We start from the raw sequence: 21,052 nt of genomic DNA, 5'->3' as shown, positions 1-21,052 counted from the left end.
ATTATTCTCAATATATACAATGAAATAAAACTATTTTTTACAAACACTTAAGGTTATAACTGTAAAAGAAAGACAGCCCCTTAAGAAGGGGCTGTTATCATTATGTTACTCTTTATCTGAGTTGCTGAGGCTCCAGACATAGGCTGAGACGAGCTGAACCTTATCCTCACCGAGGATGTCTTTCCAAGCCGGCATTACACCAGAACGTCCGTACATGACTGTTTCCGTCACATCAGCGCGAGAATCACCGAATAGCCAGTCGCGGTCAGTTAGGTCAGGTGCGCCAACAGCAGGGTTACCCTTACCATCAGTACCGTGACACGCTGCACACACTACAAAGCGAGCTTTACCAGCCTCTGCTTCACGTGCGTTTACGCTACGACCAGAAAGGCTAAGCGTGTAGCTAACTACTTCTTTTACGCCTTCTTCGCCAAGAGCGTCTTTCCAACCTGGCATTTGACCGACACGACCATGCATGATGGTAGTAACGATAGCTTGTGGTTCACCACCATATAGCCATGCGTTATCAGTTAGGTTCGGGAAACCTTTCTGACCACGAGCATCAGAGCCGTGACACTGAGAACAGTTTTGTAGGAACAAACGTTGGCCCACTTTGATTGCGTCAGCATCTGATGCAATGTCAGGGACAGAACGTAGACCATTTTCGTCGTGAGCTAGCTTTCTGAATGCTTCACCAAAGTAGGTGTCTGCATCATCAAGCTCTTTCGCGTATGCATCTAACTGTTTGTTTGCTTGCGCAGCAGCGATTGCAGAGCGAGACTCTTCTACGCTACGAACTGTTTGGTTTGAACTCGTCCAACCTAGTAGACCTTTAAAGTTACCAAGGCCTGGGTATAGAGCTAGATAAACAGCTGCAAACACAATTGTGCTAACGAAAAGGTATGTCCACCATTTAGGTAGTGGGTTATTAAGCTCACGAATACCATCGTATTCATGGCCCATATCATGACCTTCTTCTACACCTGTTTTATCGTTGGAACACCAACGAAGTAAGGCTGCACAGCCAATCAACGTACCGATTGTGATTACTGTTACCCAAATACTCCAGAATGTACTCATTACTTCGTCACTCCTTGATTTTTATCTTTCGCAGGTGCTTCATCAGCGAACACTAGGTTTGCATCTTCGTCGAAGCGCGACTTACGATTTTTACCGAAAGCCCACCAAACGATGCCGATGAAACAAGCAAAAACAGTAACAGTCCAAACACTTTGAAATGTAATAATGTCCATAATTATTCCTTATTTCATTGCGTGGCCAAGCGATTGAAGGTAAGCGATGATTGCATCCATCTCTGTTTTTCCTTCAACATCTTGTTTAGCGTTAGCAATTTGTTCGTCTGTGTAAGGAACACCAAATTGATTACGGAAGATTTCAAGCTTCTGTTTAGTCAATTTGCCATCAAGTACATTCTCAGCAAGCCATGGGAAACCAGGCATGTTTGATTCAGGAACAAGTTCACGAGGGTCGATAAGGTGAACACGGTGCCACTCATCAGAGTAACGTTCACCAACACGCGCTAGATCAGGACCAGTACGCTTAGAACCCCATAGGAATGGGTGTTCCCAAACGCTTTCGCCAGCTACAGAGTAGTGACCGTAACGTTCCGTTTCAGAGCGGAAAGGACGAATCATTTGGCTGTGACATACGTTACAACCTTCGCGAATGTAGATATCACGACCTTCCATTTCCAGAGCAGAGTAAACGCGTAGATTTTCTACAGGTTCAGTCGTCTGCTTTTGGAAAATAAGCGGGGTAATTTCTACTAAAGCACCAAAACTGATAGCAATAACGATAAGAATCGCTAGTAGGCCAACGTTCTTCTCTACCAACTCATGGCGATTATTTGAATTTGAGCTCATTCTAAATCTCCTTAAGCCGGTTGAGGGATAGCTTTAAGGCTATCTTTAGGTGCAGAAACAGTTTTGTACGTGTTGTATGCCATTAAGAACATACCAGATAGGAAGATGAAACCACCTAAGAAACGTACAAAGTAGAACGGGTAAGATGCTTCTACAGATTCAACGAAGCTGTAAGTTAATGTACCGTCAGAGTTAACTGCACGCCACATCAGACCTTGCATCACACCTGAGATCCACATTGCAACAATGTAGAAAACCGTACCAATCGTTGCTAACCAGAAGTGAACATTGATTAGAGATACAGAGTACATACGCTCTTGACCAAATAGTTTAGGAACTAAGTGGTAAACCGAACCGATAGAAACCATTGCAACCCAACCTAACGCACCAGAGTGAACGTGACCGATAGTCCAGTCCGTGTAGTGAGATAGTGCGTTAACCGTTTTGATTGCCATCATTGGGCCTTCGAATGTCGACATGCCGTAGAATGATAGAGAAACGATTAGGAAACGTAGGATTGGGTCGTAGCGAAGCTTATGCCACGCACCAGATAGAGTCATAATACCGTTGATCATGCCACCCCAAGATGGAGCAAACAGAACCAAAGACATAACCATACCTAGAGATTGAGTCCAGTCAGGAAGTGCTGTGTAGTGTAGGTGGTGAGGACCAGCCCAGATATACAGAGACACGAGAGCCCAGAAGTGAACAATCGACAAACGGTAAGAGTAAACAGGGCGACCAGCTTGTTTAGGAACGAAGTAGTACATCATACCTAGGAAACCAGCTGTCAATAGGAAGCCTACCGCATTGTGTCCGTACCACCATTGCACCATTGCATCGATCGCACCGGAATAAATCGAGTACGATTTAAACGCAGATACAGGAACAGCCAAGCTGTTAACGATGTGCAACACGGCAACCGTGATGATGAAGGCTCCGAAGAACCAGTTCGCTACGTAAATGTGCGATGTCTTACGCTTAATCATGGTTCCGAAGAACACGATTGCATAAGCTACCCACACAAGAGTAATAGCAATATCGATTGGCCATTCAAGTTCTGCGTATTCTTTACCAGAGGTTAAACCTAACGGTAAAGTAATTGCAGCGGACAGGATAATCGCTTGCCAACCCCAAAAGGTAAAGGCTACGAGAGGGCCACCAAAGAGACGCGTCTGACAGGTACGTTGTACAACATAATATGATGTTGCAAACAGCGCACTTGTACCGAACGCAAAAATAACCGCATTAGTATGCAGGGGACGTAAACGACTGTACGTCAACCACGGCGTATCAAAGTTTAGCTGTGGCCAAACTAATTGAGCGGCAATCAAAACACCAACGCCCATACCGACAATACCCCACAAAATTGTAACTAGGGTAAATTGACGGACGACCGTATAGTTGTAGTTTTGTTCAAGCTGCTTTTCTTGGCTCATTTGCATGCTTCCAATTTCTTATTTACTACACTTTACTTCCAACACGACTCACGTCGTAATGCCACCCAAATTAGAAAAGGAAATTCAGCCTATTCAGGGCTTTATTTCCACTTGCTGATTTTAAAAAAAAGTGGCATTTTCAACGCGACACTATACTTGAATTAACAAATCAATGACAGAGTAGTAACCTTACGCTTGGTCAGGAATTGGATTTTTATTTAAAAACTTTGAACTTTGTAACAAGGAGTAAAGATTATAATGGCGGCACAAAAGCTAACAAAAGGCAGGCTTGTTCAAATTATCGTCATGTTGGTTATTTTAATAGCTGCATTTACTTGGAGAACAGTAACATACGATAATAACGAAACAGTGAACTGTATCGTTTCAAAACCTTGTGAATTTGGTATTGATAATCATAATGTTTTAATTTCGGGCGATAACCTAGGGTATTCGATCGAAACATCTAAAACTGGCAAATTTATCATTAGCTATAATGAAAGCGGAATTCTGAAAGAAAAAGGGCCATCAAATTGGCTGTTACAAACTAATGATAAGACCTCCTCAATAACGGTTACATTTCCACAACAGGTGAGCACGTTTTCTGTAAACCTGTCTAAAGAGTAACAGAGAGAAAACTGGGGGACGCCTCGGTTCTTTTGATAGAAATATGTACCAAATCAGTGAAACACAATGCATTAAAGTGTTATAAAGAGAACATTAATAAAGTTTCCCAGAATCTATGAAATTTCTATCAAAAGTCTCTTACTCCCTAGACGATAAAATCGCAGTAGATGAGTTGCTCAGCGGGGTAGAAAACGCTGACGATATTGCTTGTCTTATTTGCTACTGCACAGAAGAATATTCGACACTCGCTGTTCAGAGATATTTGGTAGACGCTCTCCCTAACACTCCTATACATGGCTGTACCACTTGTCACGGCATTATGACAGAAACTGGGTTTCATTCTGGTCCGGTAATTGGCGTACTCATCATTTATGACTCGGGAATCAACGCCTACGGTACAGGTATCGAGCACTTTAGCGACTCCATAGACCGCAGCACCTTCAGCGCGATCGACAAAGCACTTAAGAACGCCAACCGAGAGGGCGAAATCCCCGATCTTATCTTGCTGCATTCCACTCCTGGTAATGAAGAGAAGGTGATGGCAGCTATCGATAAAAAGTTTGGTACTGAGGTGCCTATTATTGGCGGTAGTGCTGCGGACAATCAGGTTTCTGGAAATTGGAGCATCTTCACCGAAGAGTCGCTATCTATAAATGGCGTATCTTTAACGGTGGTGTTTGCGTCTCAGTCAATCTATTCCTCTTTCAGTGCAGGTCATACGCCTACACGTTACTCAGGCATTGTGACTAAAGTACGAAATAGAATTTTGCTGGAGATAGACCATCGGCCAGCTGCCACAGTTTATAACGAATGGACCAATTTTCACCTAGGTGGCAGTGACGATGGCTATATCTTTGAAAAATCGTCTGTTTATCCTTTGGGAAGGAAAGTTGGCTCATCTTACAACTATCCGTATTTCAAGCTCTCTCACTCTATCCGAGAAACAGAGTGCAACGGGATCGAGCTCTTCACCGACATTAGTGAAGGTGACACCATCTATCTAATGCAAGGCTCTAAACAACAGTTAATAAGCCGTGCCGCTAATATCATTCATTCTTCTTATTACAACGATATGGATCTTGAAGAGAAGCTCGGAGCAATCAACATCTTTTGCGCGGGCCCAATGCTCAACCTAAAGCAAGATATGGAAGAGGTTTGCGAGCAAATAAATCAAGCACTTAATGGGCTTCCATACATATGTCCGTTCACGTTTGGTGAGCAAGGCAGGCTCTCTGGTGGCGAAAACGCACACGGGAATTTAATGGTATCGTCTGCAACGTTTTATAGGTTGAAAAAGTAATGGGTTCTGAAGGTCAAGAAGCGCTGCAAGAAGCTCGTATTGAACTGCAAAAACTAAAAGCCCGTGAGCGAAAACTGGCTGAAGAGAACAGAGTGATCTTATCAACCATCTCTGCGATCAGTAAGGCGAGTAACATATCTGAGATATTCTCTAGCCTTGAGTTTGTCCTCAAAAAATACATTAGGTTTGATGATTTTATCGTGGTATCAAGGGTAGGGAACGAAGGCAGTTTCAAAACCCTGCTAACCAATAACAAAGTCTTCGAACAAATGAATTGGAGCGATTGTGGCAAGCTATCGCGAGTCATCAATGGTGAATGCGCCATCCTTTTCGAACCCAAGTCTCTTGGGGAATTCAACTCTCTGCATCCCATTGTTCTCGACCAAATCAACTCCGTTCTGATTACGGGTATAGATAGCGGACTAACACAATCCGTCATCATCTTTATCCACTCTAATACCAAGCACTTTAGTATTGAAACCAAGGCCACATTAAACCGTTTCCGACCGTTGATAGAACGTGCTGTTTTCGATATTGAGAATAAAGAAAAGCTTGAGGCAACCGTTCGAGAACGTACAGCAGAGCTTGTCACAGCAAGAAAAGACGCCGAAAGAGCTAATAAGGCAAAGTCTGAATTCCTCGCAATGATGAGTCATGAATTAAGAACACCGCTAAACGCCATTATTGGCTTAATAGACACCCTCAAATCCACATCATTGAACAAAGAACAACAGTCTATACTACTCAACATGAGCACATCATCTGAGCTCCTATTGGCAATTATCAGTGATGTGTTGGATTTTTCTAAGATTGAATCTGGATGCTTCTCGTTAGCGCCTCAATGGAGCAACGTAAGCGACACTGTAACTTTTGTGTTGTCTGAACAAAAGAAGACAGCAGACGATAAAGGTTTGTCGCTAACCGTAACCAGCGATATCCCTGAGGGTGAACTTCATTATCTCGACCCAAGTCGTTTGGCACAAATCCTATTTAATCTAATTGGTAACGCCATTAAGTTCACTGAACGTGGGCGTGTCCATGTTTCTATCAAGTACCAGCAGAGTTCATTCTATATAACAGTAGAAGACACAGGGATTGGTATCAGCTCACAACAACTTTCGTCGCTGTTCAGTCCATTTGTGCAAGCTGATAGCACAATCACACGCAGATTTGGCGGCACAGGTTTAGGCTTGGCAATCACCAAAAGACTGGTTGAGCTGATGCAAGGGCGTATATCGGTAGAGAGTGAACCAGGAAAAGGTTCTAAATTCGAAGTACAACTGCCAGTACTAACCAGAGTCACGAACAATCTGGCCAACATTGAAGATAATGATTGTCCACGAGATTTAAGAAGCCGTTATTCAGTGTTAGTTGTCGAAGACAACCCAACCAATCAAATGGTGATCAAATTAATCCTAACGCGACAAGGCCACGAAGTTTTCATCGCCAGCAATGGTGAGGAAGCGATTGGCTTTGTGGAAAGAGCCAATGACTCGATAGACATTATTTTAATGGATGTGTCGATGCCGGTAATGGATGGATTAACCACAACCAAATACATGAGAGACGCGAACATCAAAACGCCAATTGTCGCGCTAACAGCACACACATCAGTTGAAGACAAATGTTCGTGCTTAGATGTTGGTATGAATGATTTCGTGACCAAGCCAGTAAGAACCAAAGAGATCACAGAAGCAATTGATCGATTGATGCTTGAAGTCTAATAAACGTATTCTTAATCGAAGATTAGGAAATATGTTTATTAGGTATTTTATGGTAAATAGCGTTACTGTTAAATAGAACGCCGATTTGGTAGATAGATAAGAGGCAGGGCATCATATAAAGATACCTGCCTTATAAACACCAAAGTCAATTTAACATAATATACATAATACGCAGTTGGCTAGGGCTTCATTTGGGGTAGCAACCATTAGTGCTAATCCACCACAAGCCATTGAAACGCCTGACATATTAAGTCCGTTAAACTTTTTTGCGATGTTCTGCCAAGCCTGTTGAGCCTTGTGATTTTTGCTGCGGTCAGCGGCCAAATACACTAAGACTTCTTCTTCTGACAAACCAATTCTTTCAGCGATAAAAAGTGCTTCTGTTTCAGTTAGATAGCGAGCTCCGCTTCTAATAGCACTTATCTTCTGACGACTTAACGCTAAGTCGTGTGCAATCTGCTTATCTTGTACGTAGTTTTGAGCCTCTTTATAGGCATCTAACAGTTTATTTTGGTACATGGTTGTCCCTCCAATTCCTTCAATTGTATACCGTCAGTCCACAAAAAGCGGTCTTTACAGTCCTGATTTCTGTGTCTTATAGTACACACAAATCAGGACTCACTTGATTTGGCTGTCTAGGTTTGGGCTGTTTGCCCTTGACGCTTATAGCTCGGCTTAGATGGTCATTCCAATTCTCAATAATCAGTCAAGGTGGTTGTTATGTTTAACGTTCTTTTAGTTTCTGGGTGTTTTCCTCGTTACTTTGCAGGATTTGGGATTTCATCTTTTGGTAAGCCTTTTGTGATTACTACAGGTCAACACTTTCACAGTAAGTTCCTTTCCGCATCTGACGCACACAGCATTGTTGAACACCTCAAAGACTCTTGGCCTTTAGCTCAAGTCTCTTATGTTGTGAGCGAATAATCATGGATTCTATCTACTTCGACAACGAACCCAATCATGGCATCAACGCCTATTTTCCTTGGGGTCATAATTTCTTTAAGTCTCCGCGTGAGTTCTTCCAGTTCATGGAAGCTCACTATGGAATGGTGTCATTTCAGATTGTTGAAATCACTGATGAGAACTACCAAGAGCTTTTGGTTAAGGGTGTGTTCCATGCCATCTAAAAAGCCTCATAAGTTCCATGATGAAATTCGTCCGGTTCAAGTGGATCACCTAGCCTTTTCGTTTTCGTACGGTTCGCTTAGACACTTGGATAACTCGAACGAACAAGACTTTATCAACATGCAGTTTCCTGAGTTTAAAAAGCAAAGCGTTAAAGGTCGCTTTAACTCACCAGAAGCGATAGAGAAATCAATCGAGTTACACCGTAACAAATGCCGCAAGGTTTTAGGCGATAGGTTTGATGAGTTCATGTTCAAAGTCTTTAACTTTCGTCTGTCACCTATGCGTGGCCGTGGCTTACATGGCTATGAAGATTCAATGGTGATTTACGATTCTACGGGAACGGTTGAATGCGGTTTGGTAGGTATTGGCGGTAACAACGATACGGTCTACGTGCAAATTAATGGTTCGGGTTGCGCTAAGTTGTTCGACTTCACCACACACAAAAAGGTGCACTGGTGGTTATCACTTTTGGGTATCACTCGCCTAGCCCGTTTAGATCTCTGCGTGGACGACTACACCGGAATCTTTGACTGTAAGTATGCTGAGAAATGTTTTTATGAGGGAGCATTTCGCACTGCTTCTCGTGGTCGTGGTCCGACAATGGTTCCTCATAAGCGCGTTTCACAATCCGGTGAATTATCAGAGGAAGCCGTTCTTGTTGGCTCTCGTACCTCTGCAATCTACTGGCGCGTGTACAACAAGAAATTTGAGCAAAACATCGCTGACCCTGAAGTGATTTGGTACCGCAATGAAGTGGAATTGAAGAAGTGCGATTTGGCACTACTCGCCTCGCCTGCTTCGGCCTTTGCTGGTCTGTGTGACTTTTCGGCCAGTATCGACCCTGCTGAACCAATGAAACTTGAGCTCAACAAAAAGAAAGCAGGTCTTGAGTTCTTTGCTCGTATTGCTTGGGTTCGTCGCCAATGTGGCAAAGCTCTATCTGAAGTTGTTGCAATGACTGAGGGTGACTTGGGTGAGGCATTCGGAATGCTCATTCCTACGCACCATAGACGCGCAAACTTTGAAACCTCGTTGGGTATTCCTGACGAATACACTAAACAGAAAATCGAAATTTTGGAGTCAAGAATATGCCTACAATAACTGGTATTGCTATCAAGCGTTTCCCTAAATCCAACATGGAGTTTGCGGAATTGTCTGTTCTTCGTGCCGTTGAAGAAGTCGATAACGAGAAGTTTCAGCAAACGGGTATCGGTTATTCGACTGACATCCCTTACAACAAACAAGCGTTGAAAATTGATGTGGCCTACGCTCGTCAGCTTATCCAATCGCGCGCTTTTGTTGCTAACCGTGACTACGAACTGAGCTTTGGTGCTAACCCAAATGATCCTCTAGATATCTTGGTGAACAAGCTTGTTCCTGTCGATGAAGAAGTTAAAAAGCACTTCGATAACTTCATGAAAGCTAACAAGGCTTAATTATGGAAACGGTCATTTATCAATTAACTGGCGATGATTTGGATGCTCTGATTGAAGCTCTAATTATTACCATGGTCGTGTTCTCACTATTTGGTCGTGTTTGCTCGTTTGTAATTGATTGGATTGACCGCTTGCTTCTGACGAGAACTATCCGTGATTTAGAGGTTAAAAGAGACTTTCTTTTATCTGAAATTGGTTCTCTCAATCGTCAAAAAAGCGCTTCAAGTAAGGCTTAACAATGAACTGCATTACGACCACTCAACAAGGTTACTTAAGAACGTCAACTGACTTTGATTGTCAGCTCGTAATGCTTAGCGACACTGAATACACCAATTTAGTCTCTGCGTCTCAGTCTTTGAGCATCGACAGTGAGCTCTATACCGCTGTTTCAGGTTGGATTTTATTATCTTTCGTTTCTGGCCATGTGCTAGGACGAATCTTAAAAACTCTTGGCAAAGGCTAAGGGTCAACTTTTAGTAACACACTCTTAAAAAAGGAAATATCATGAAAAAACGTCTATTGGTTCTAGGTTCTACTGCATTTGTATCTGCTTCTTCATTTGCTGATAATACTGCAATCACAACGGCTATCAACGAAGCTGTAACGACTGGTCAATCGAACTACGGTTTGGTTGTGGTTGGTCTTATCGGTCTTGCTGCGATTGGCTTTGGTCTTCGCGCTATCATGAACTCTATGGGGAACTAATGGGAGACATTGTCTCTCAAGTCGTAACCGTCCTGTTTGGGGTGGTTATGGCTATGTCATTCGTATATGGCGTATATACGGGTATCAATGCCTCCTAGTTTGGGGGCGTTTTCTTATCTGGGGTTTTACAGTGAAACAATATCCAAAATACCTCTCTCTTCTTCTCGTCCTTGTGGCTTTCAATTCCAACGCTTTGCAGTGTGGTGCGGGTGAAGTTGAGGTTGATGGAGTTTGCGTTAGTTCTTGTAAGATACTAGAAGGAACGGGAAAAAATTTGACGTGGGATTCTTACGTATGGGGTGATAATCCTCGATCTTACTGTATTGGTGATCGTTCCTCTGGTGCAGCTTGTAACATGACTCCTAGTTCTGTGTCTGTTTCTGTTGAAGCAGGACGTTGGACTAACAAGTTTTATTATACGGGCTCTACTTGTAGCTTTGACCAAATCAACCGCTATTCAGGTGACGTTCCTGAGCTCTTTCCATTTGAAGGTGATGTTAACCAAAATGGTGTTCAAGATGACTTAGAAGATTGGGATGGAGATGGCATTAAAAACGGTGAAGACCCTAACCCTTATAGCAATGACAGCCAGGTTACGGATTCTGATGGTAACAATGTTCCTGATAATTTAGACGAGTTTTATGAACGTCTAGAAGAAGCACAAACTATTAATAATTGTTTTGTTGACGATGATAATAGAGATTGTCTCCATTACCGTTATGTGATGGATGATTTGAATGATAATAACTCTAAATTAATAGGAATAGTTTCTGATTTAAGTAGACGTAATTTAACCAAAGAAGATTTTAATCGAGCGGTTGCAGAGTTAATCAATACTCAAAAGACCAATGATTTATCTTTTGCTCACAAGATAGACGCTTTAACGGCCGCTCAAGGTGGTTTAGAAAACACCGTTAGAGACAGTGTTTGGGCAGCAAGGCAAGATTTTAAAAATCGCTTGGACGATCGTTACAAGCAAACTTTTTATCGATTTGATGATTTGGAAGAATTAATCAACTCTAATGGAGGCGGCTCTGGTGGTGATGGCGGTCTGACTAAAGACCAAAATGACTGGCTTCTTGAGGCTTACCGTAGCAGCTTGTTTAATGAAGTAACGGTTAAGCAGCTTATGCAAGGTCAAGATAGTGAGCGTAAGATGATGACTGGTATGCATTACGCAGTTATTGACGCTATCGAATCTTCCGGCTCTGGCTCTGGTCTTACTGACCAACAAAAAACTCAATTAAGAAATGCAGCAAAAGCAAATGCTAATAATAAATTACTAAAAACCCTAGCTTCTGACACTTCTGATATCAAAGAAAAAGTTTCAAGTAATAACGCTATGATTGATGGCCTTTACTACGAGTTTGAAGATGTTAATTCAAAAATAGATTCCTTGGGCTCTCCTGATTTATCTGGTGTCGAGTCCAGTATTTCGGATCTATCAGACAAAATCGACGGCCTTGAAACGGGTGATATGTCTGGGGTTGAAGGTAAGATCGACGAACTAATCAACGGTATCACTAACAATAATAACTTCGTTGAGCCTAGCTCTAGTTTCAATGGCGAAGGGTTTATTGTCACTCCAGACCAAATTGCTGAAGTTCAAAACGAAGTCATAGAAATCAAACAAGAAATGACCGATGAATTTGAAAAGTTCAAAGCGTTATTCTCTATCGATACCAGCTCTTTCAACAACGGGACTTACAAAGAGCACTCCTTAAATCTCAATGTTAACCATGCTGAACGCTCTTTCAAATCGGGCGTGCTCTCTGCCCTACTCGATAACGCCACACTCATCTCAGCTGTTGTGATGTTCTTGTTTGTTTTATCTGGAATCAGAATGTTAGGTAAGGATTAGTTATGGATTACATCTACTCTTTTATTGATTGGATTAGCTTACAGATGTCATTCATCACTGACTTCTTTAAAGCTATCCCCCAAATGACGCTAGACCTCTTTTCATACATTCAGATTTTCATGATTAAGATGAAATTAAAAGCGGAATTAGAGTTCATCAAGCTCTCTTATAACTCGGCTCAAATCCTCTTAAAAGAGATCGGCTTTAACGACATTTTGTCCAAAGCTTTTAATGCTTTGCCTGACGAGTTGCGATTCTATGCGTTTAAGTTTGGCGTCCCTCAAGGCCTTGCCGTCTGGGCTAACTTCTTCACTACCGCTTTAGTAATGAGGCTCTCTAGATAATGGCTATTACCATAAGAACGGGGGCTAACGGCTCTTACAAGTCGGCATACACGGCTTACTTCTCTATCTATCAAGCTCTAAAAGCAGGTAGAACGGTTGTAACTAACATGGAGGGTATGCAGCCCTTAAACGTCATTGAAGAGCGATTTAATATCCAGTTTCCTAGTACCGCTAAACTCTTTCGTATTAGCTCTAGGGACGAATCTGGCGTTCACCTATGGACGCATTTTTTCTGTTGGTGCCCTATTGGTGCTCTGATTGTTATTGATGAATGTCAGGATATCTTCTCTAAAAACGTTGGCTTCGATATACGCAAAGTGAAGTACAAACCTTTGTCTGACTTCATCACCCAATCGCCTCGTGACGGCTTATTACCTAAAGACTACGAACGCTTTTTTAACTCTCGTTACACCCCTGCGAATATGGAAGAGTTACAAGATTCTGAAATCGATGACAGAGGGATTGCTGAGTACGATTCTGAAGGAAGAATTATCTATCCTCACAGCTTCAATGAAGGATTCATGAGGCATCGAAAGTATGATTGGGATATCGAGTTACTTTCACCTGATTGGAAGCAAATCGATTCAGGAATCAAGGCATGTGCAAACCAAAACTTCTTTCATAAGGGACGCGATCAGTTTTTCTGGACGAAACGAAATCCCTACATCTTGAAGCATGACAAATCGGTATCAACACCGGTCATTCCCAAAAAGAAGGACGTTAACTTAACCAACCAAAAAATCCCTCTAGACTCTTTCCTACTTTACAAATCTACGGGGACAGGCAGCGCTAAACAACAATTAGCCATGAATACGCTTTTTCGTAACCCTAAAGCTATTTTGGTTTTCCTTTTATCCATCTTCTGTTTGGGGTACATAATCTATGACTTATCCAATCGTTATTTTGAAACTACTGAGACGGTGGAGGAAACGGGACAAGCAACGTCTTCAGCTGCCGTTCCTAAGCAAAGTGAAACACTACCTAGCAAAAATAATGAAGCTTCTGGGGATGTATCTTCTAGTGGGGATAGCAGTAAAGGCTCTGACAAAGATAGCCTTTCTCATGTTCCTATAGCTGAGGTGCTTCCTTTTGAGGGAATTAAGAAAGCGTTTGTAACGGGTGTGAACTTCGCTATTAAAAACGGCTCCATCGAACGGCACGTTAGCATCGAGGTGGAAGCGCTCGATGGTTTCTACTCGGTAAACGAACACTTTTTGAAAGCTTACGACATTACGTTTGACCGGATTGATGATTGCTTGTTGAAGTTGAACAGAGGCCAGTTGTCGAAGTTGATAACATGCAAGCCTTACGCAGCTGCCGCGGCCACTTTGCCAGAAGTGAGTCGAGCTGATGTCAGTTTGTTTTAACTAGCCCCGCAGGGATAAGAGAGTGCGAAGCGCGAACGAGGCACCGAGCCACACCGTAGAGGTTATTAGTCCGTATGTCTTAACTGGCGAGTGTTTCTAACTGCCAATGCCAATCTAGTAGCACCCTCCCTCATCCTGCCAGAATCGCTCTTTAAGGCCTTGCCACATCGGTAAGGCTTTTTTGTGTTCACTGGCTTTCTTTAAGATCATTTGAGTGTCGAAAAGGATCTCTTTTCAGTGCTGACGGACAACAAGTGAGGACGACGAAGACTGAGGAGGACGAGCGCGGCGGGAGGAAGCCAACCCCCGTGTTGTATCACGGGGGTAAATTCGACCTATCTATCAGCATCCGTTTAACCTATGTCTTGCTCAGCAATCGTTATAGAAATCTAATGTAACTCAAGGACCAGTACAAAAAAAAGGCTTACACACTAGCGAAAGTAACCAATATCTTATCTTTTACAACAACAAGTGATATATTGAATTTACTAAAGCAAATAGTACGCTTTGATAAGAGACTAAAATGAAAAAAAATCAAAATTGGGTAGAACGTTTTCCATTCTTCATTAATAAAATTGAAGTTGAGGGTTTGCTATCGAAACGAGACATTGAATGGAACTTAGGTGATATCAATGTTTTGGTAGGTAAAAATGGCTCAGGAAAATCGACACTATTGAACTTGATTGATTTAACATTAAATGCTTCAGACTATGCAGAGAAAGGCTCGCCTCTTAACAATAAGTTTAAATCAGTTAAGGTGACGCTAAATAATGGCATGAGCGCTACCAGTAAAGTAGAAAGTGGCAAAGAACATGAGGCCTTGATGCTTCAAGCCATTAACAACGCTCTTAAAAACGAAAACAGCCAGTTTTCACCTGATGATCTAGAGAAACTGCAAGCAACTCTTGAAGCAATGACTTCTAACGTAAATTCAGTTCAAGTAAATAAGTCATTTATGTCTGGGAAAAGTGACTTCCTTGTTTTTGATGCGAAGAATGACAAACAAAAGAACATTCTTGTTGAAAGCGTCAACTTGGAGTTCATATCTACTTTCGACATGCTGATGTTGTCCAAAGAGGAACAAGACGAATATGGTGGCGAAATATATTCTCAATTAGATATTATGATTAGGAAGGAAATTAGTAAGCTAAGTAATTTAATCCTTAGACTTACTAACCAATCATCTAGAGAATACAGTTTGTCTTTAACTAAAGAGCGTAATCTTACTAACATCAGAGATATAAATCTTTCTAATGTTAATAAATTCGTCACCGAAATAAATAAACTACTCTCCCCAGAGTCAAAACAAGTAGTTATTAGCGATGATGGCCAAGTCCAAATACTTTACCAAAATAATTTAATTCAAAGTGATGAATTATCTTCAGGTGAAAAACAATTATTGTTAATTTTTCTTCGCGTCTTAAATAGCACCGATAAACCATCAATTATAATTCTTGATGAGCCTGAGATTTCGATGCACTTGAGTTGGCAAGAGAAGCTCCTTGAATCATTAAGGGCTATACATCCTAAGTCTCAGATTATTGTCGTATCTCACTCCCCTGCATTAGTTATGAAAGGGTGGTTAAATAAACTCATAGATATGAATGAAATTAGTAAGTAGGAGTTGATGAGATGTTGGAATACTTAGTCGATCCTGATTACATAAAAGCCCATGGTATTGTAAAGCATCAAAATGCAGAAAGAGGCTTCATTTATATTGAAAATGAAAAGGATATTTGTTTTTGGGAGTTGTTTTTTGGCCCTGACATTCTCAAAAATTATGAGTTTAATATGAGTTCTGGTCCAGGGGCTGAAGAGGATTCAGCAAGAGGTAAGAAGCGTTTTGAAGACTTATTAAAAAAAGCTAATAAGCTAGCGCTTTTTGCTGTAGATGCAGATTTTGATCATTTAACACCAAGTCGCTTCCCAAAATGTAAAGAAATTTGTGACAATAAGTTTGTTATACATACCTACGGATACAGTAAAGAAAGCTACCTAAATAGCCCATCAGTGTTAAACGACTGCTTATCAAAGTACGCTTTTTATAAACCAACAGGTTTGGTGTTTTGTGACTTTTTAAAATCATATTCAAATTCAATTTATAATGTTCTTGTAAAATATCTTTATCTGTTAAACACTGACCCTGCTTTCTCTGACGAAAGTGTATTTCATGACGCAATCACGCCAAGGTACGACACGCTGTTTACAATGTATTTTGAATCAGATCACTCTGAATTTATAAGCAATTTACAGACCTACGAAGCTACCCTTGATATTGCGTTACAAGGTGTTGACCTAACTGAACACTTTGCTATGTGTCATTCCTATAATTTGACCCAAGATACCGCTTATCAGTATATAAACGGACATGTCCTTGAAGACAAAGTTATTGATTGTATCGTTAACGAAATCAGAAGGCGCTTATCGGTCGAAGCGTTGGACAGTTTTATAAGCTCCGGTGCAAAAGGTCAAGACATCAACAATCGAAAAAATGAGATAGCTAACTTTTTCAAAAATGAAAGAAACTTCTCCACTATGAGAAGTACCTCTAACAAGTTTGAACTTGAACCACTATTCACCCACGCAAGAGTCCAGCTGGAGTGTCTGCAAAATTAGTCAGTAGCATAGAAGGGCTTACCATTAAGCCCTTCGAATCTATGACCATTCAAGCCTCTAGAAGCTTAGTTATGACCTTATTTTCGCAATAGCACGCGCAAGACCAAGTAGATGCGTCGAAGTTTTAATTTCTAACTCTGATTGAATTCCCAATAGCGCAATCCCTGCCAATATTTGTTGTGGCCGAACCACTTGGCCAGTCGGCAGCTCCATCCTGTCGTATAACATTTTGAACTGTTCCCAATCTTCACTTACGCTGAGTTCCCGACCTTTGGCCATCCGCATAAGTCTTTTACACTCCGGAGGTATCGGTTTTCCTTCATCCCAACCCGTGACGGTCCTCACAGTTTTAAAACACAGTTCAGCAACCTCTTCCTTCGTCATTTGGCACTCTAACTCTCGAAAAATGTAATTCTTACTCATTTCGCGATACTTCAATGATAAAACCTCTAAATACAAGAGGTTGCACTGATTTTATAAGATATGCACCATTAAACATAATCAGACATAATACGCAGTTGGCTTGTTAGAGCAATTTATTAATGTCCGGTTTGAACTACTTTAAAATATCCGCCTAATCTAACGTATTGGTCTTTTTAAGCATGCAGCAGCGCTCTTTAAGATCACAAAAAACAAATAGCTATATGTACCCAACGTATGTACCGTCCGTAATTCGATCTCCGTGCACACAAACCTTATCAACAGAAAGCTTTTCTCTTCTCGTTTCCTGATTCATGCTCATGTTTGTAGTCATTTTTGCTGTGTTGTGTGTGAATCTTGTGGGCATTGGTTGTTGTTTTCTTTTCAGATTTCACACAGGCGACCATCTTTATTGATAACACCAAAACGACACCTTTATCAGTAGCCAATCAAATTGAATTATTTTACCTACAACCGTCACCAACTTTTCATGTGGCTCTTCTTCTGGCGCCAATGTTCGTACTAACATCTAAAACCGTTAACATGCGTACGCGTTTCACATGGGTACTTTAATGTCACGCTTAGTTTATGGGATGTCGTTGGAATCGATCTAGAGCATATATCCGATATCTTTCAGGTATTTACACGAAGATTATTAAACTCAGCAGTCCCTGTTTACCAACCTCACCCAGACAAACTAAAAGTTACGTTGTATCTTATTTTCAACAAGCGAATGTTAGATTACTGTCGCTCAGCTGCCAGATAAACCACTTAAACAGGCTACTATTTCATGTTTAAATTTTGATCTATCAAACAGTTATATGAATATATTTGGTGATTAGGCAATCAAATGCTATGCATTCAGGTCTCAGCTATGAATTAAAGTGTTAACATCAGGCAATTTTGTAAACTAGGTGTTTGATATGTTGCCTAAACTTTATAAGTTCAGATCCCTCCATGATAGAAACATACAGTCGATTGCCGAGTGTTCGCTGTGGTTCGATTATGCTAAAACTTTCAATAACCCTTTTGAATCTAACCACATATTCAAGAATGAACTTCAAAACAATTTCAAGGTTATGTGTTTTTCTCAATCCAGCGACCACCCTATACTATGGTCTCAGTATGGCGACAACTTTAAAGGTATGTGCATCGAGTATGACCTCAACTGCTATAACGGTGAGGCCAATCTCAACTGTTTCGAAGTCCAATACGAAGATGAGCCAAGCATGTTCCACTCAGCATCGTTGGGGGAATTGCAAGGATCTGAATTGGGATCTGAAATGTTCAAGGTTAAGCACTCTAATTGGTGCTACGAAAAGGAATACCGTTGGGTGCTATCTGATGAGGAAATGATCGGTAATAAGCTCTACCTTAATAGAGAATGCCTAAGCTCGGTGATTCTGTCAGAGCACGCTCCTGCCGACAGGAAGTTGAAAGTTCTGATGACTTGCCAGCGCCTTGGTATACCCGTTAAGCATGCAATTGCCAAGCAGGAGTCGTTTACATTCGAAGTGGTCTGTTAAACGGTATACAGCAAGATTTACAGGCGCTTTCATTAAGTTACAGTGCAACAAAAAAGAGAGCCACATTTAATGTGGCTCCCTTTTTACATGTTCGTCGTCAGTTTTCCAGGCACTTGATCTTGCATCTGCTCAATCGTCGCTATAGACATTTGAACAGTTGAAAACCAATAAGGTCGGTGCTTAACGTTAAATAACTCACTATTCTCTAACGCTTCGAAAACAGAATACTTCCTACCTTGAGCCAAAGCTGCCCCATAAACCGTTCGCTCAAGTACAGGAGTGTCATTCACTTCCTCTAGAAGTGCCCTCTTTATGAACTGGTTTCCAGGGCTCCAATCTATAAATTCAACGAGGTTTTTTAGTAGTTTAAGCTCTAACTGCTCGACCATCGCTTCGAGAAACTGTGTATTTGGCATCACCTCAGTACAAGCATAATATTCGTCATGTTTGTCACTTGCTTCACGATAACCAAGCATCGTTTTTACCAATGCGTCTTCAAACGTGGAAGAAAAGTGGTTACAAATTAGAAACAAAGGCAGAACTCGCAACACGCCAAGTAAAATTCCTACGTTTGGATCTTTAACCGACGTTTCTTGAAGTCGAATTCGAGTCGCATTTGACGTCACGACCAAGTGCTGCCAAACCTTAGGTGTGATGTGTTTAATATTGCCATCATTCCACTTGATCAGCTGTTGACTCATTAACAATGGGAACAATAAACGACAATTTTCAATACCTATCTGTCGTGCTGCAATTTTTGGATCGAGAATCACCTTAGATTTCTTTCCATATTTATCTGCAAACTCTTGATTGGAAACAAACTCAATTAAACTTGAGCTCAATGGCCTACTTTTCGCGGATATTTCATGGAGTTTGGAAAAGTTTAAAGATGGCGAATACGCAACACTAGCGAATTGATTGTAATCGGGTAAGTCTGAAAACAACGAACTTATTAAGGTACCTTGAAGCTTCTCAAGCATTAGCGCAGAAGCGGCATTGCTGACATCATCGATAACGTATCGTAAGGTTTGTTGCTTCGCGTCGACTTTCTCGCGATGAGCATTGACTCTATCCTGCTCGCAGCGCAATAAAATACGTTGGTTGTGAGATATGCGGTCAGATTCATCAAATATGACGCTATCACAATACCTATTTTCCAAACTTAGTAACGTGTCTACTGTAGATTGTGCGAGCTTATATTCAGGTGAGATTAACCATCGATTAAAGCGAGCTTCAACATTGATTGAGACCTTCCTTGAGATCTCAACGACTTCAGGGGTATAACTTTTATTTGCTAACAACAACCGTGACTTTCCTTTGCCGTAAATGCTCTTGTATCGGCATATCCTGCCTTTATAACAAAACTAATATTAATAGAAATTAGAGATTGGTTCACGAAATTGTTTCAATAAAATTAAGGATATTTAGTTATAGTGCGTTGAGAGTGGCTAGTGTGTGATATGTAGCCGGATATACTTTTCTGGAAAGCTGTATTTGAACCTTTTCTTCGTCGGTAGATTTTTTTTTGCCTGCTTGCAAACTTTACTATCTCCAGACGTTCTCACCTTTTTGATTCTTGCGTAACCTTTAGAGTGCTTCATCTCAATCATCAGATCGCAATAACCCTCGAAATCAACATTACTCTTGTTGAGCCCTTTCATGACGGTGACTTTTATCTTTTTGGCTACAGGATTAACCAATGCATCGTCGGGAAAAGCGACTGGGGATAAAAAACATAATAGTAATACTAGGTATCTCATACTGCTCTCTCTTTGTTGAGGGTGAGAACAGTATGCGGAGATTTAAGAGAAATGAAGGATTAACTTAGTATGAAGATTGACTAGCTAGCGCGTAACTCTCAACGATTACGCTTTCTTTGAGCCTTTAGACTTAAAACCATTATGCGGGAACACGTTACGAATACGTTGCTGTACGTTTTTAGGCACATCTTTAGTGAACTTGAGATTGTAGCCAGAACGTTTTGCATACACTTTTAGCTCACCTTTAAAGGTATTGTTATGACCAATCTCTTGAAGGTTATGCTTAAAGCTCGGTGGAAGATGCCCTTTAACTTGTTCGATCGCCCCGTCACTAAATTTAATTTTCAACACCGGTCGATCGACTGCTACTAACCAAAAAACTAATACCGCACCGATTAATATTACGTACATCATAATGTCACCACTACTGTTGATGGTTATTTATCGTCAGAAAGGAGTTTGCTTAAGTCTTCTTTAAGGCTAGTCACCGTCTTGCTGGCCTGTTCACTACGAGACGCTTCGCTAACCAAATACTCGATGGCGTCGGAAAGCGTACAACCTAGCTCGTTCGCTCGTTGAGATAGTTTTTCCCATACACGATAATCAAGGTCGATTGATTTCTTTTTGGTGTGAACTTGTTCAGCATTGAAGTGGCGCTTTCGCTTAGCTCTGATCGCTTGTTTAAGCTTGTTATCGAGCTCAGGAGACATGTTGTTAGAGATCCACTCAAGAACACCCGTAGGCTGGTGTTCCAGCTTCAATAAGGCTTGAACAGCAACGTCAGCTTCACTTGAATCAATATGGCAAGTGATCGATTCACCTTCTTTCCATTTTTTGACCAGATAGTTCCATTTCCAACCACATTCCAAGTTTTCAAGTTGCTGATATTTCATGTCTAATCTCGAGAGTTAATCCTAGT

The 21,052-nt window shown here is 41.2% G+C and carries 26 protein-coding genes; 16 read left to right on the top strand and 10 right to left on the bottom strand.

The window, feature by feature from the left end; genetic code table 11:
• Positions 1-105: 105 nt before the first annotated feature.
• From ccoP to ccoN, 4 genes are read right to left on the bottom strand one after another with little or no spacing between them, the layout of a single operon-like run.
• A complete protein-coding gene (gene ccoP, locus CWO13_RS10075) occupies positions 106-1,080 on the bottom strand; it encodes a cytochrome-c oxidase, cbb3-type subunit III (protein WP_048658749.1) in 975 nt (324 codons plus the stop codon).
• Complete coding sequence (locus tag CWO13_RS10070; protein WP_004733679.1) at positions 1,080-1,253, bottom strand: CcoQ/FixQ family Cbb3-type cytochrome c oxidase assembly chaperone; 174 nt, start codon at positions 1,251-1,253, stop codon at positions 1,080-1,082. The genes ccoP and CWO13_RS10070 overlap by 1 nt, the downstream gene beginning before the upstream one ends.
• Before the next feature lie 9 nt (positions 1,254-1,262).
• Positions 1,263-1,883 carry a cytochrome-c oxidase, cbb3-type subunit II gene (ccoO, locus tag CWO13_RS10065; protein WP_102431923.1) on the bottom strand — a complete coding sequence of 207 codons (621 nt, stop codon included), beginning with the start codon at positions 1,881-1,883 and terminating at the stop codon, positions 1,263-1,265.
• 11 nt (positions 1,884-1,894) lie between these two features.
• Positions 1,895-3,328, bottom strand: a complete 1,434-nt coding sequence (gene ccoN / locus CWO13_RS10060; RefSeq protein WP_102424429.1) for a cytochrome-c oxidase, cbb3-type subunit I — start codon at positions 3,326-3,328, stop codon at positions 1,895-1,897.
• Between the two features lie 252 nt (positions 3,329-3,580).
• Here ccoN and CWO13_RS10055 point away from each other — a divergent pair, with 252 nt between their 5' ends.
• The 3 genes from CWO13_RS10055 (at position 3,581) to CWO13_RS10045 (ending at position 6,970) form a co-directional block, all read left to right on the top strand.
• On the top strand, positions 3,581-3,946 hold the full coding sequence (locus CWO13_RS10055) for a hypothetical protein (RefSeq protein ID WP_108020682.1): 366 nt from the start codon (positions 3,581-3,583) through the stop codon (positions 3,944-3,946).
• A gap of 115 nt (positions 3,947-4,061) precedes the next feature.
• Positions 4,062-5,246 (top strand): FIST signal transduction protein, encoded by a 1,185-nt coding sequence (locus CWO13_RS10050; RefSeq protein ID WP_108082879.1) that lies wholly within the window; start codon positions 4,062-4,064, stop codon positions 5,244-5,246.
• Positions 5,246-6,970 carry an ATP-binding protein gene (locus CWO13_RS10045; protein ID WP_102431921.1) on the top strand — a complete coding sequence of 575 codons (1,725 nt, stop codon included), beginning with the start codon at positions 5,246-5,248 and terminating at the stop codon, positions 6,968-6,970. The genes CWO13_RS10050 and CWO13_RS10045 overlap by 1 nt, the downstream gene beginning before the upstream one ends.
• Before the next feature lie 150 nt (positions 6,971-7,120).
• On the opposite strand, the gene CWO13_RS10040 is transcribed toward CWO13_RS10045, so the two are convergent.
• A complete protein-coding gene (locus CWO13_RS10040; protein ID WP_108082878.1) occupies positions 7,121-7,489 on the bottom strand; it encodes a DUF3693 domain-containing protein in 369 nt (122 codons plus the stop codon).
• A 201-nt stretch (positions 7,490-7,690) separates the two neighbouring features.
• Between CWO13_RS10040 and CWO13_RS10035 the strand changes: the two genes are divergently transcribed.
• The 12 genes from CWO13_RS10035 (at position 7,691) to CWO13_RS09980 (ending at position 16,427) form a co-directional block, all read left to right on the top strand.
• Positions 7,691-7,894, top strand: a complete 204-nt coding sequence (locus CWO13_RS10035) for a hypothetical protein (protein WP_108082877.1) — start codon at positions 7,691-7,693, stop codon at positions 7,892-7,894.
• Positions 7,895-7,896: 2 nt separating this feature from the next.
• A complete protein-coding gene (locus tag CWO13_RS10030) occupies positions 7,897-8,097 on the top strand; it encodes a hypothetical protein (RefSeq protein ID WP_017067258.1) in 201 nt (66 codons plus the stop codon).
• Positions 8,087-9,199, top strand: a complete 1,113-nt coding sequence (locus CWO13_RS10025; RefSeq protein ID WP_108082876.1) for a replication initiation factor domain-containing protein — start codon at positions 8,087-8,089, stop codon at positions 9,197-9,199. The genes CWO13_RS10030 and CWO13_RS10025 overlap by 11 nt, the downstream gene beginning before the upstream one ends.
• Positions 9,187-9,534 (top strand): DUF1293 family protein, encoded by a 348-nt coding sequence (locus tag CWO13_RS10020; RefSeq protein WP_108082875.1) that lies wholly within the window; start codon positions 9,187-9,189, stop codon positions 9,532-9,534. Before CWO13_RS10025 ends, CWO13_RS10020 begins: the two co-directional genes overlap by 13 nt.
• Positions 9,535-9,536: 2 nt before the next feature.
• Complete coding sequence (locus CWO13_RS10015; RefSeq protein WP_108082874.1) at positions 9,537-9,770, top strand: hypothetical protein; 234 nt, start codon at positions 9,537-9,539, stop codon at positions 9,768-9,770.
• A 2-nt stretch (positions 9,771-9,772) separates the two neighbouring features.
• The gene (locus tag CWO13_RS10010; RefSeq protein ID WP_108082873.1) at positions 9,773-9,997 is read left to right on the top strand and encodes a hypothetical protein; all 225 of its coding nucleotides are present in this window, start codon (positions 9,773-9,775) and stop codon (positions 9,995-9,997) included.
• A 41-nt stretch (positions 9,998-10,038) separates the two neighbouring features.
• Entirely contained in the window at positions 10,039-10,239 is a 201-nt protein-coding gene (locus tag CWO13_RS10005; protein ID WP_055319872.1) for a hypothetical protein, read from the top strand.
• A gap of 130 nt (positions 10,240-10,369) precedes the next feature.
• Entirely contained in the window at positions 10,370-12,100 is a 1,731-nt protein-coding gene (locus CWO13_RS23450; protein WP_181359916.1) for a hypothetical protein, read from the top strand.
• Positions 12,101-12,102: 2 nt separating this feature from the next.
• On the top strand, positions 12,103-12,444 hold the full coding sequence (locus CWO13_RS09995) for a hypothetical protein (RefSeq protein WP_055319869.1): 342 nt from the start codon (positions 12,103-12,105) through the stop codon (positions 12,442-12,444).
• Positions 12,444-13,811 carry a zonular occludens toxin domain-containing protein gene (locus CWO13_RS09990; RefSeq protein ID WP_108082872.1) on the top strand — a complete coding sequence of 456 codons (1,368 nt, stop codon included), beginning with the start codon at positions 12,444-12,446 and terminating at the stop codon, positions 13,809-13,811. The genes CWO13_RS09995 and CWO13_RS09990 overlap by 1 nt, the downstream gene beginning before the upstream one ends.
• A gap of 523 nt (positions 13,812-14,334) precedes the next feature.
• Complete coding sequence (locus CWO13_RS09985) at positions 14,335-15,432, top strand: AAA family ATPase (protein ID WP_108082871.1); 1,098 nt, start codon at positions 14,335-14,337, stop codon at positions 15,430-15,432.
• A gap of 11 nt (positions 15,433-15,443) precedes the next feature.
• On the top strand, positions 15,444-16,427 hold the full coding sequence (locus CWO13_RS09980) for a DUF4435 domain-containing protein (RefSeq protein WP_108082870.1): 984 nt from the start codon (positions 15,444-15,446) through the stop codon (positions 16,425-16,427).
• 69 nt (positions 16,428-16,496) lie between these two features.
• Here the strand turns inward: CWO13_RS09980 and CWO13_RS09975 are convergent, their stop codons facing one another.
• A complete protein-coding gene (locus CWO13_RS09975) occupies positions 16,497-16,865 on the bottom strand; it encodes a phage protein (protein WP_108082869.1) in 369 nt (122 codons plus the stop codon).
• A gap of 905 nt (positions 16,866-17,770) precedes the next feature.
• Between CWO13_RS09975 and CWO13_RS09965 the strand changes: the two genes are divergently transcribed.
• Positions 17,771-18,373 carry a DUF2971 domain-containing protein gene (locus tag CWO13_RS09965; RefSeq protein WP_048661961.1) on the top strand — a complete coding sequence of 201 codons (603 nt, stop codon included), beginning with the start codon at positions 17,771-17,773 and terminating at the stop codon, positions 18,371-18,373.
• Positions 18,374-18,456: 83 nt separating this feature from the next.
• On the opposite strand, the gene CWO13_RS09960 is transcribed toward CWO13_RS09965, so the two are convergent.
• The 4 genes from CWO13_RS09960 to matP all read right to left on the bottom strand — a co-directional run bounded on the left by CWO13_RS09960 (position 18,457) and on the right by matP (position 21,026).
• Positions 18,457-19,677, bottom strand: coding sequence for a hypothetical protein (locus CWO13_RS09960; RefSeq protein WP_048661960.1), 1,221 nt, complete (start codon positions 19,675-19,677; stop codon positions 18,457-18,459).
• A 144-nt stretch (positions 19,678-19,821) separates the two neighbouring features.
• On the bottom strand, positions 19,822-20,133 hold the full coding sequence (locus CWO13_RS23680; protein WP_055318438.1) for a hypothetical protein: 312 nt from the start codon (positions 20,131-20,133) through the stop codon (positions 19,822-19,824).
• A gap of 105 nt (positions 20,134-20,238) precedes the next feature.
• Positions 20,239-20,547, bottom strand: coding sequence for a DUF3634 family protein (locus CWO13_RS09950; RefSeq protein WP_017059672.1), 309 nt, complete (start codon positions 20,545-20,547; stop codon positions 20,239-20,241).
• A gap of 23 nt (positions 20,548-20,570) precedes the next feature.
• Positions 20,571-21,026: a macrodomain Ter protein MatP gene (gene matP, locus CWO13_RS09945; protein WP_010440786.1), complete on the bottom strand. Its 456-nt coding sequence runs from the start codon at positions 21,024-21,026 to the stop codon at positions 20,571-20,573.
• Between the last annotated feature and the right edge of the window lie 26 nt (positions 21,027-21,052).

The sequence above is a fragment of the Vibrio sp. ZF 223 genome (assembly GCF_003050585.1).
Classification (GTDB): Bacteria; Pseudomonadota; Gammaproteobacteria; order Enterobacterales; family Vibrionaceae; genus Vibrio; species Vibrio crassostreae.
This window is presented reverse-complemented; position numbering and strand designations above follow the sequence as displayed.

Bases quoted from the DNA above. Each gene is read 5' to 3' on its own strand.
- ccoP (WP_048658749.1), bottom strand. From the start codon at position 1,080: ATGAGTACATTCTGGAGTATTTGGGTAACAGTAATCACAATCGGTACG.
- CWO13_RS10070 (WP_004733679.1), bottom strand. From the start codon at position 1,253: ATGGACATTATTACATTTCAAAGTGTTTGGACTGTTACTGTTTTTGCT.
- ccoO (WP_102431923.1), bottom strand. From the start codon at position 1,883: ATGAGCTCAAATTCAAATAATCGCCATGAGTTGGTAGAGAAGAACGTT.
- ccoN (WP_102424429.1), bottom strand. From the start codon at position 3,328: ATGCAAATGAGCCAAGAAAAGCAGCTTGAACAAAACTACAACTATACG.
- CWO13_RS10055 (WP_108020682.1), top strand. From the start codon at position 3,581: ATGGCGGCACAAAAGCTAACAAAAGGCAGGCTTGTTCAAATTATCGTC.
- CWO13_RS10050 (WP_108082879.1), top strand. From the start codon at position 4,062: ATGAAATTTCTATCAAAAGTCTCTTACTCCCTAGACGATAAAATCGCA.
- CWO13_RS10045 (WP_102431921.1), top strand. From the start codon at position 5,246: ATGGGTTCTGAAGGTCAAGAAGCGCTGCAAGAAGCTCGTATTGAACTG.
- CWO13_RS10040 (WP_108082878.1), bottom strand. From the start codon at position 7,489: ATGTACCAAAATAAACTGTTAGATGCCTATAAAGAGGCTCAAAACTAC.
- CWO13_RS10035 (WP_108082877.1), top strand. From the start codon at position 7,691: ATGTTTAACGTTCTTTTAGTTTCTGGGTGTTTTCCTCGTTACTTTGCA.
- CWO13_RS10030 (WP_017067258.1), top strand. From the start codon at position 7,897: ATGGATTCTATCTACTTCGACAACGAACCCAATCATGGCATCAACGCC.
- CWO13_RS10025 (WP_108082876.1), top strand. From the start codon at position 8,087: ATGCCATCTAAAAAGCCTCATAAGTTCCATGATGAAATTCGTCCGGTT.
- CWO13_RS10020 (WP_108082875.1), top strand. From the start codon at position 9,187: ATGCCTACAATAACTGGTATTGCTATCAAGCGTTTCCCTAAATCCAAC.
- CWO13_RS10015 (WP_108082874.1), top strand. From the start codon at position 9,537: ATGGAAACGGTCATTTATCAATTAACTGGCGATGATTTGGATGCTCTG.
- CWO13_RS10010 (WP_108082873.1), top strand. From the start codon at position 9,773: ATGAACTGCATTACGACCACTCAACAAGGTTACTTAAGAACGTCAACT.
- CWO13_RS10005 (WP_055319872.1), top strand. From the start codon at position 10,039: ATGAAAAAACGTCTATTGGTTCTAGGTTCTACTGCATTTGTATCTGCT.
- CWO13_RS09995 (WP_055319869.1), top strand. From the start codon at position 12,103: ATGGATTACATCTACTCTTTTATTGATTGGATTAGCTTACAGATGTCA.
- CWO13_RS09990 (WP_108082872.1), top strand. From the start codon at position 12,444: ATGGCTATTACCATAAGAACGGGGGCTAACGGCTCTTACAAGTCGGCA.
- CWO13_RS09985 (WP_108082871.1), top strand. From the start codon at position 14,335: ATGAAAAAAAATCAAAATTGGGTAGAACGTTTTCCATTCTTCATTAAT.
- CWO13_RS09980 (WP_108082870.1), top strand. From the start codon at position 15,444: ATGTTGGAATACTTAGTCGATCCTGATTACATAAAAGCCCATGGTATT.
- CWO13_RS09965 (WP_048661961.1), top strand. From the start codon at position 17,771: ATGTTGCCTAAACTTTATAAGTTCAGATCCCTCCATGATAGAAACATA.
- CWO13_RS23680 (WP_055318438.1), bottom strand. From the start codon at position 20,133: ATGAGATACCTAGTATTACTATTATGTTTTTTATCCCCAGTCGCTTTT.
- CWO13_RS09950 (WP_017059672.1), bottom strand. From the start codon at position 20,547: ATGATGTACGTAATATTAATCGGTGCGGTATTAGTTTTTTGGTTAGTA.
- matP (WP_010440786.1), bottom strand. From the start codon at position 21,026: ATGAAATATCAGCAACTTGAAAACTTGGAATGTGGTTGGAAATGGAAC.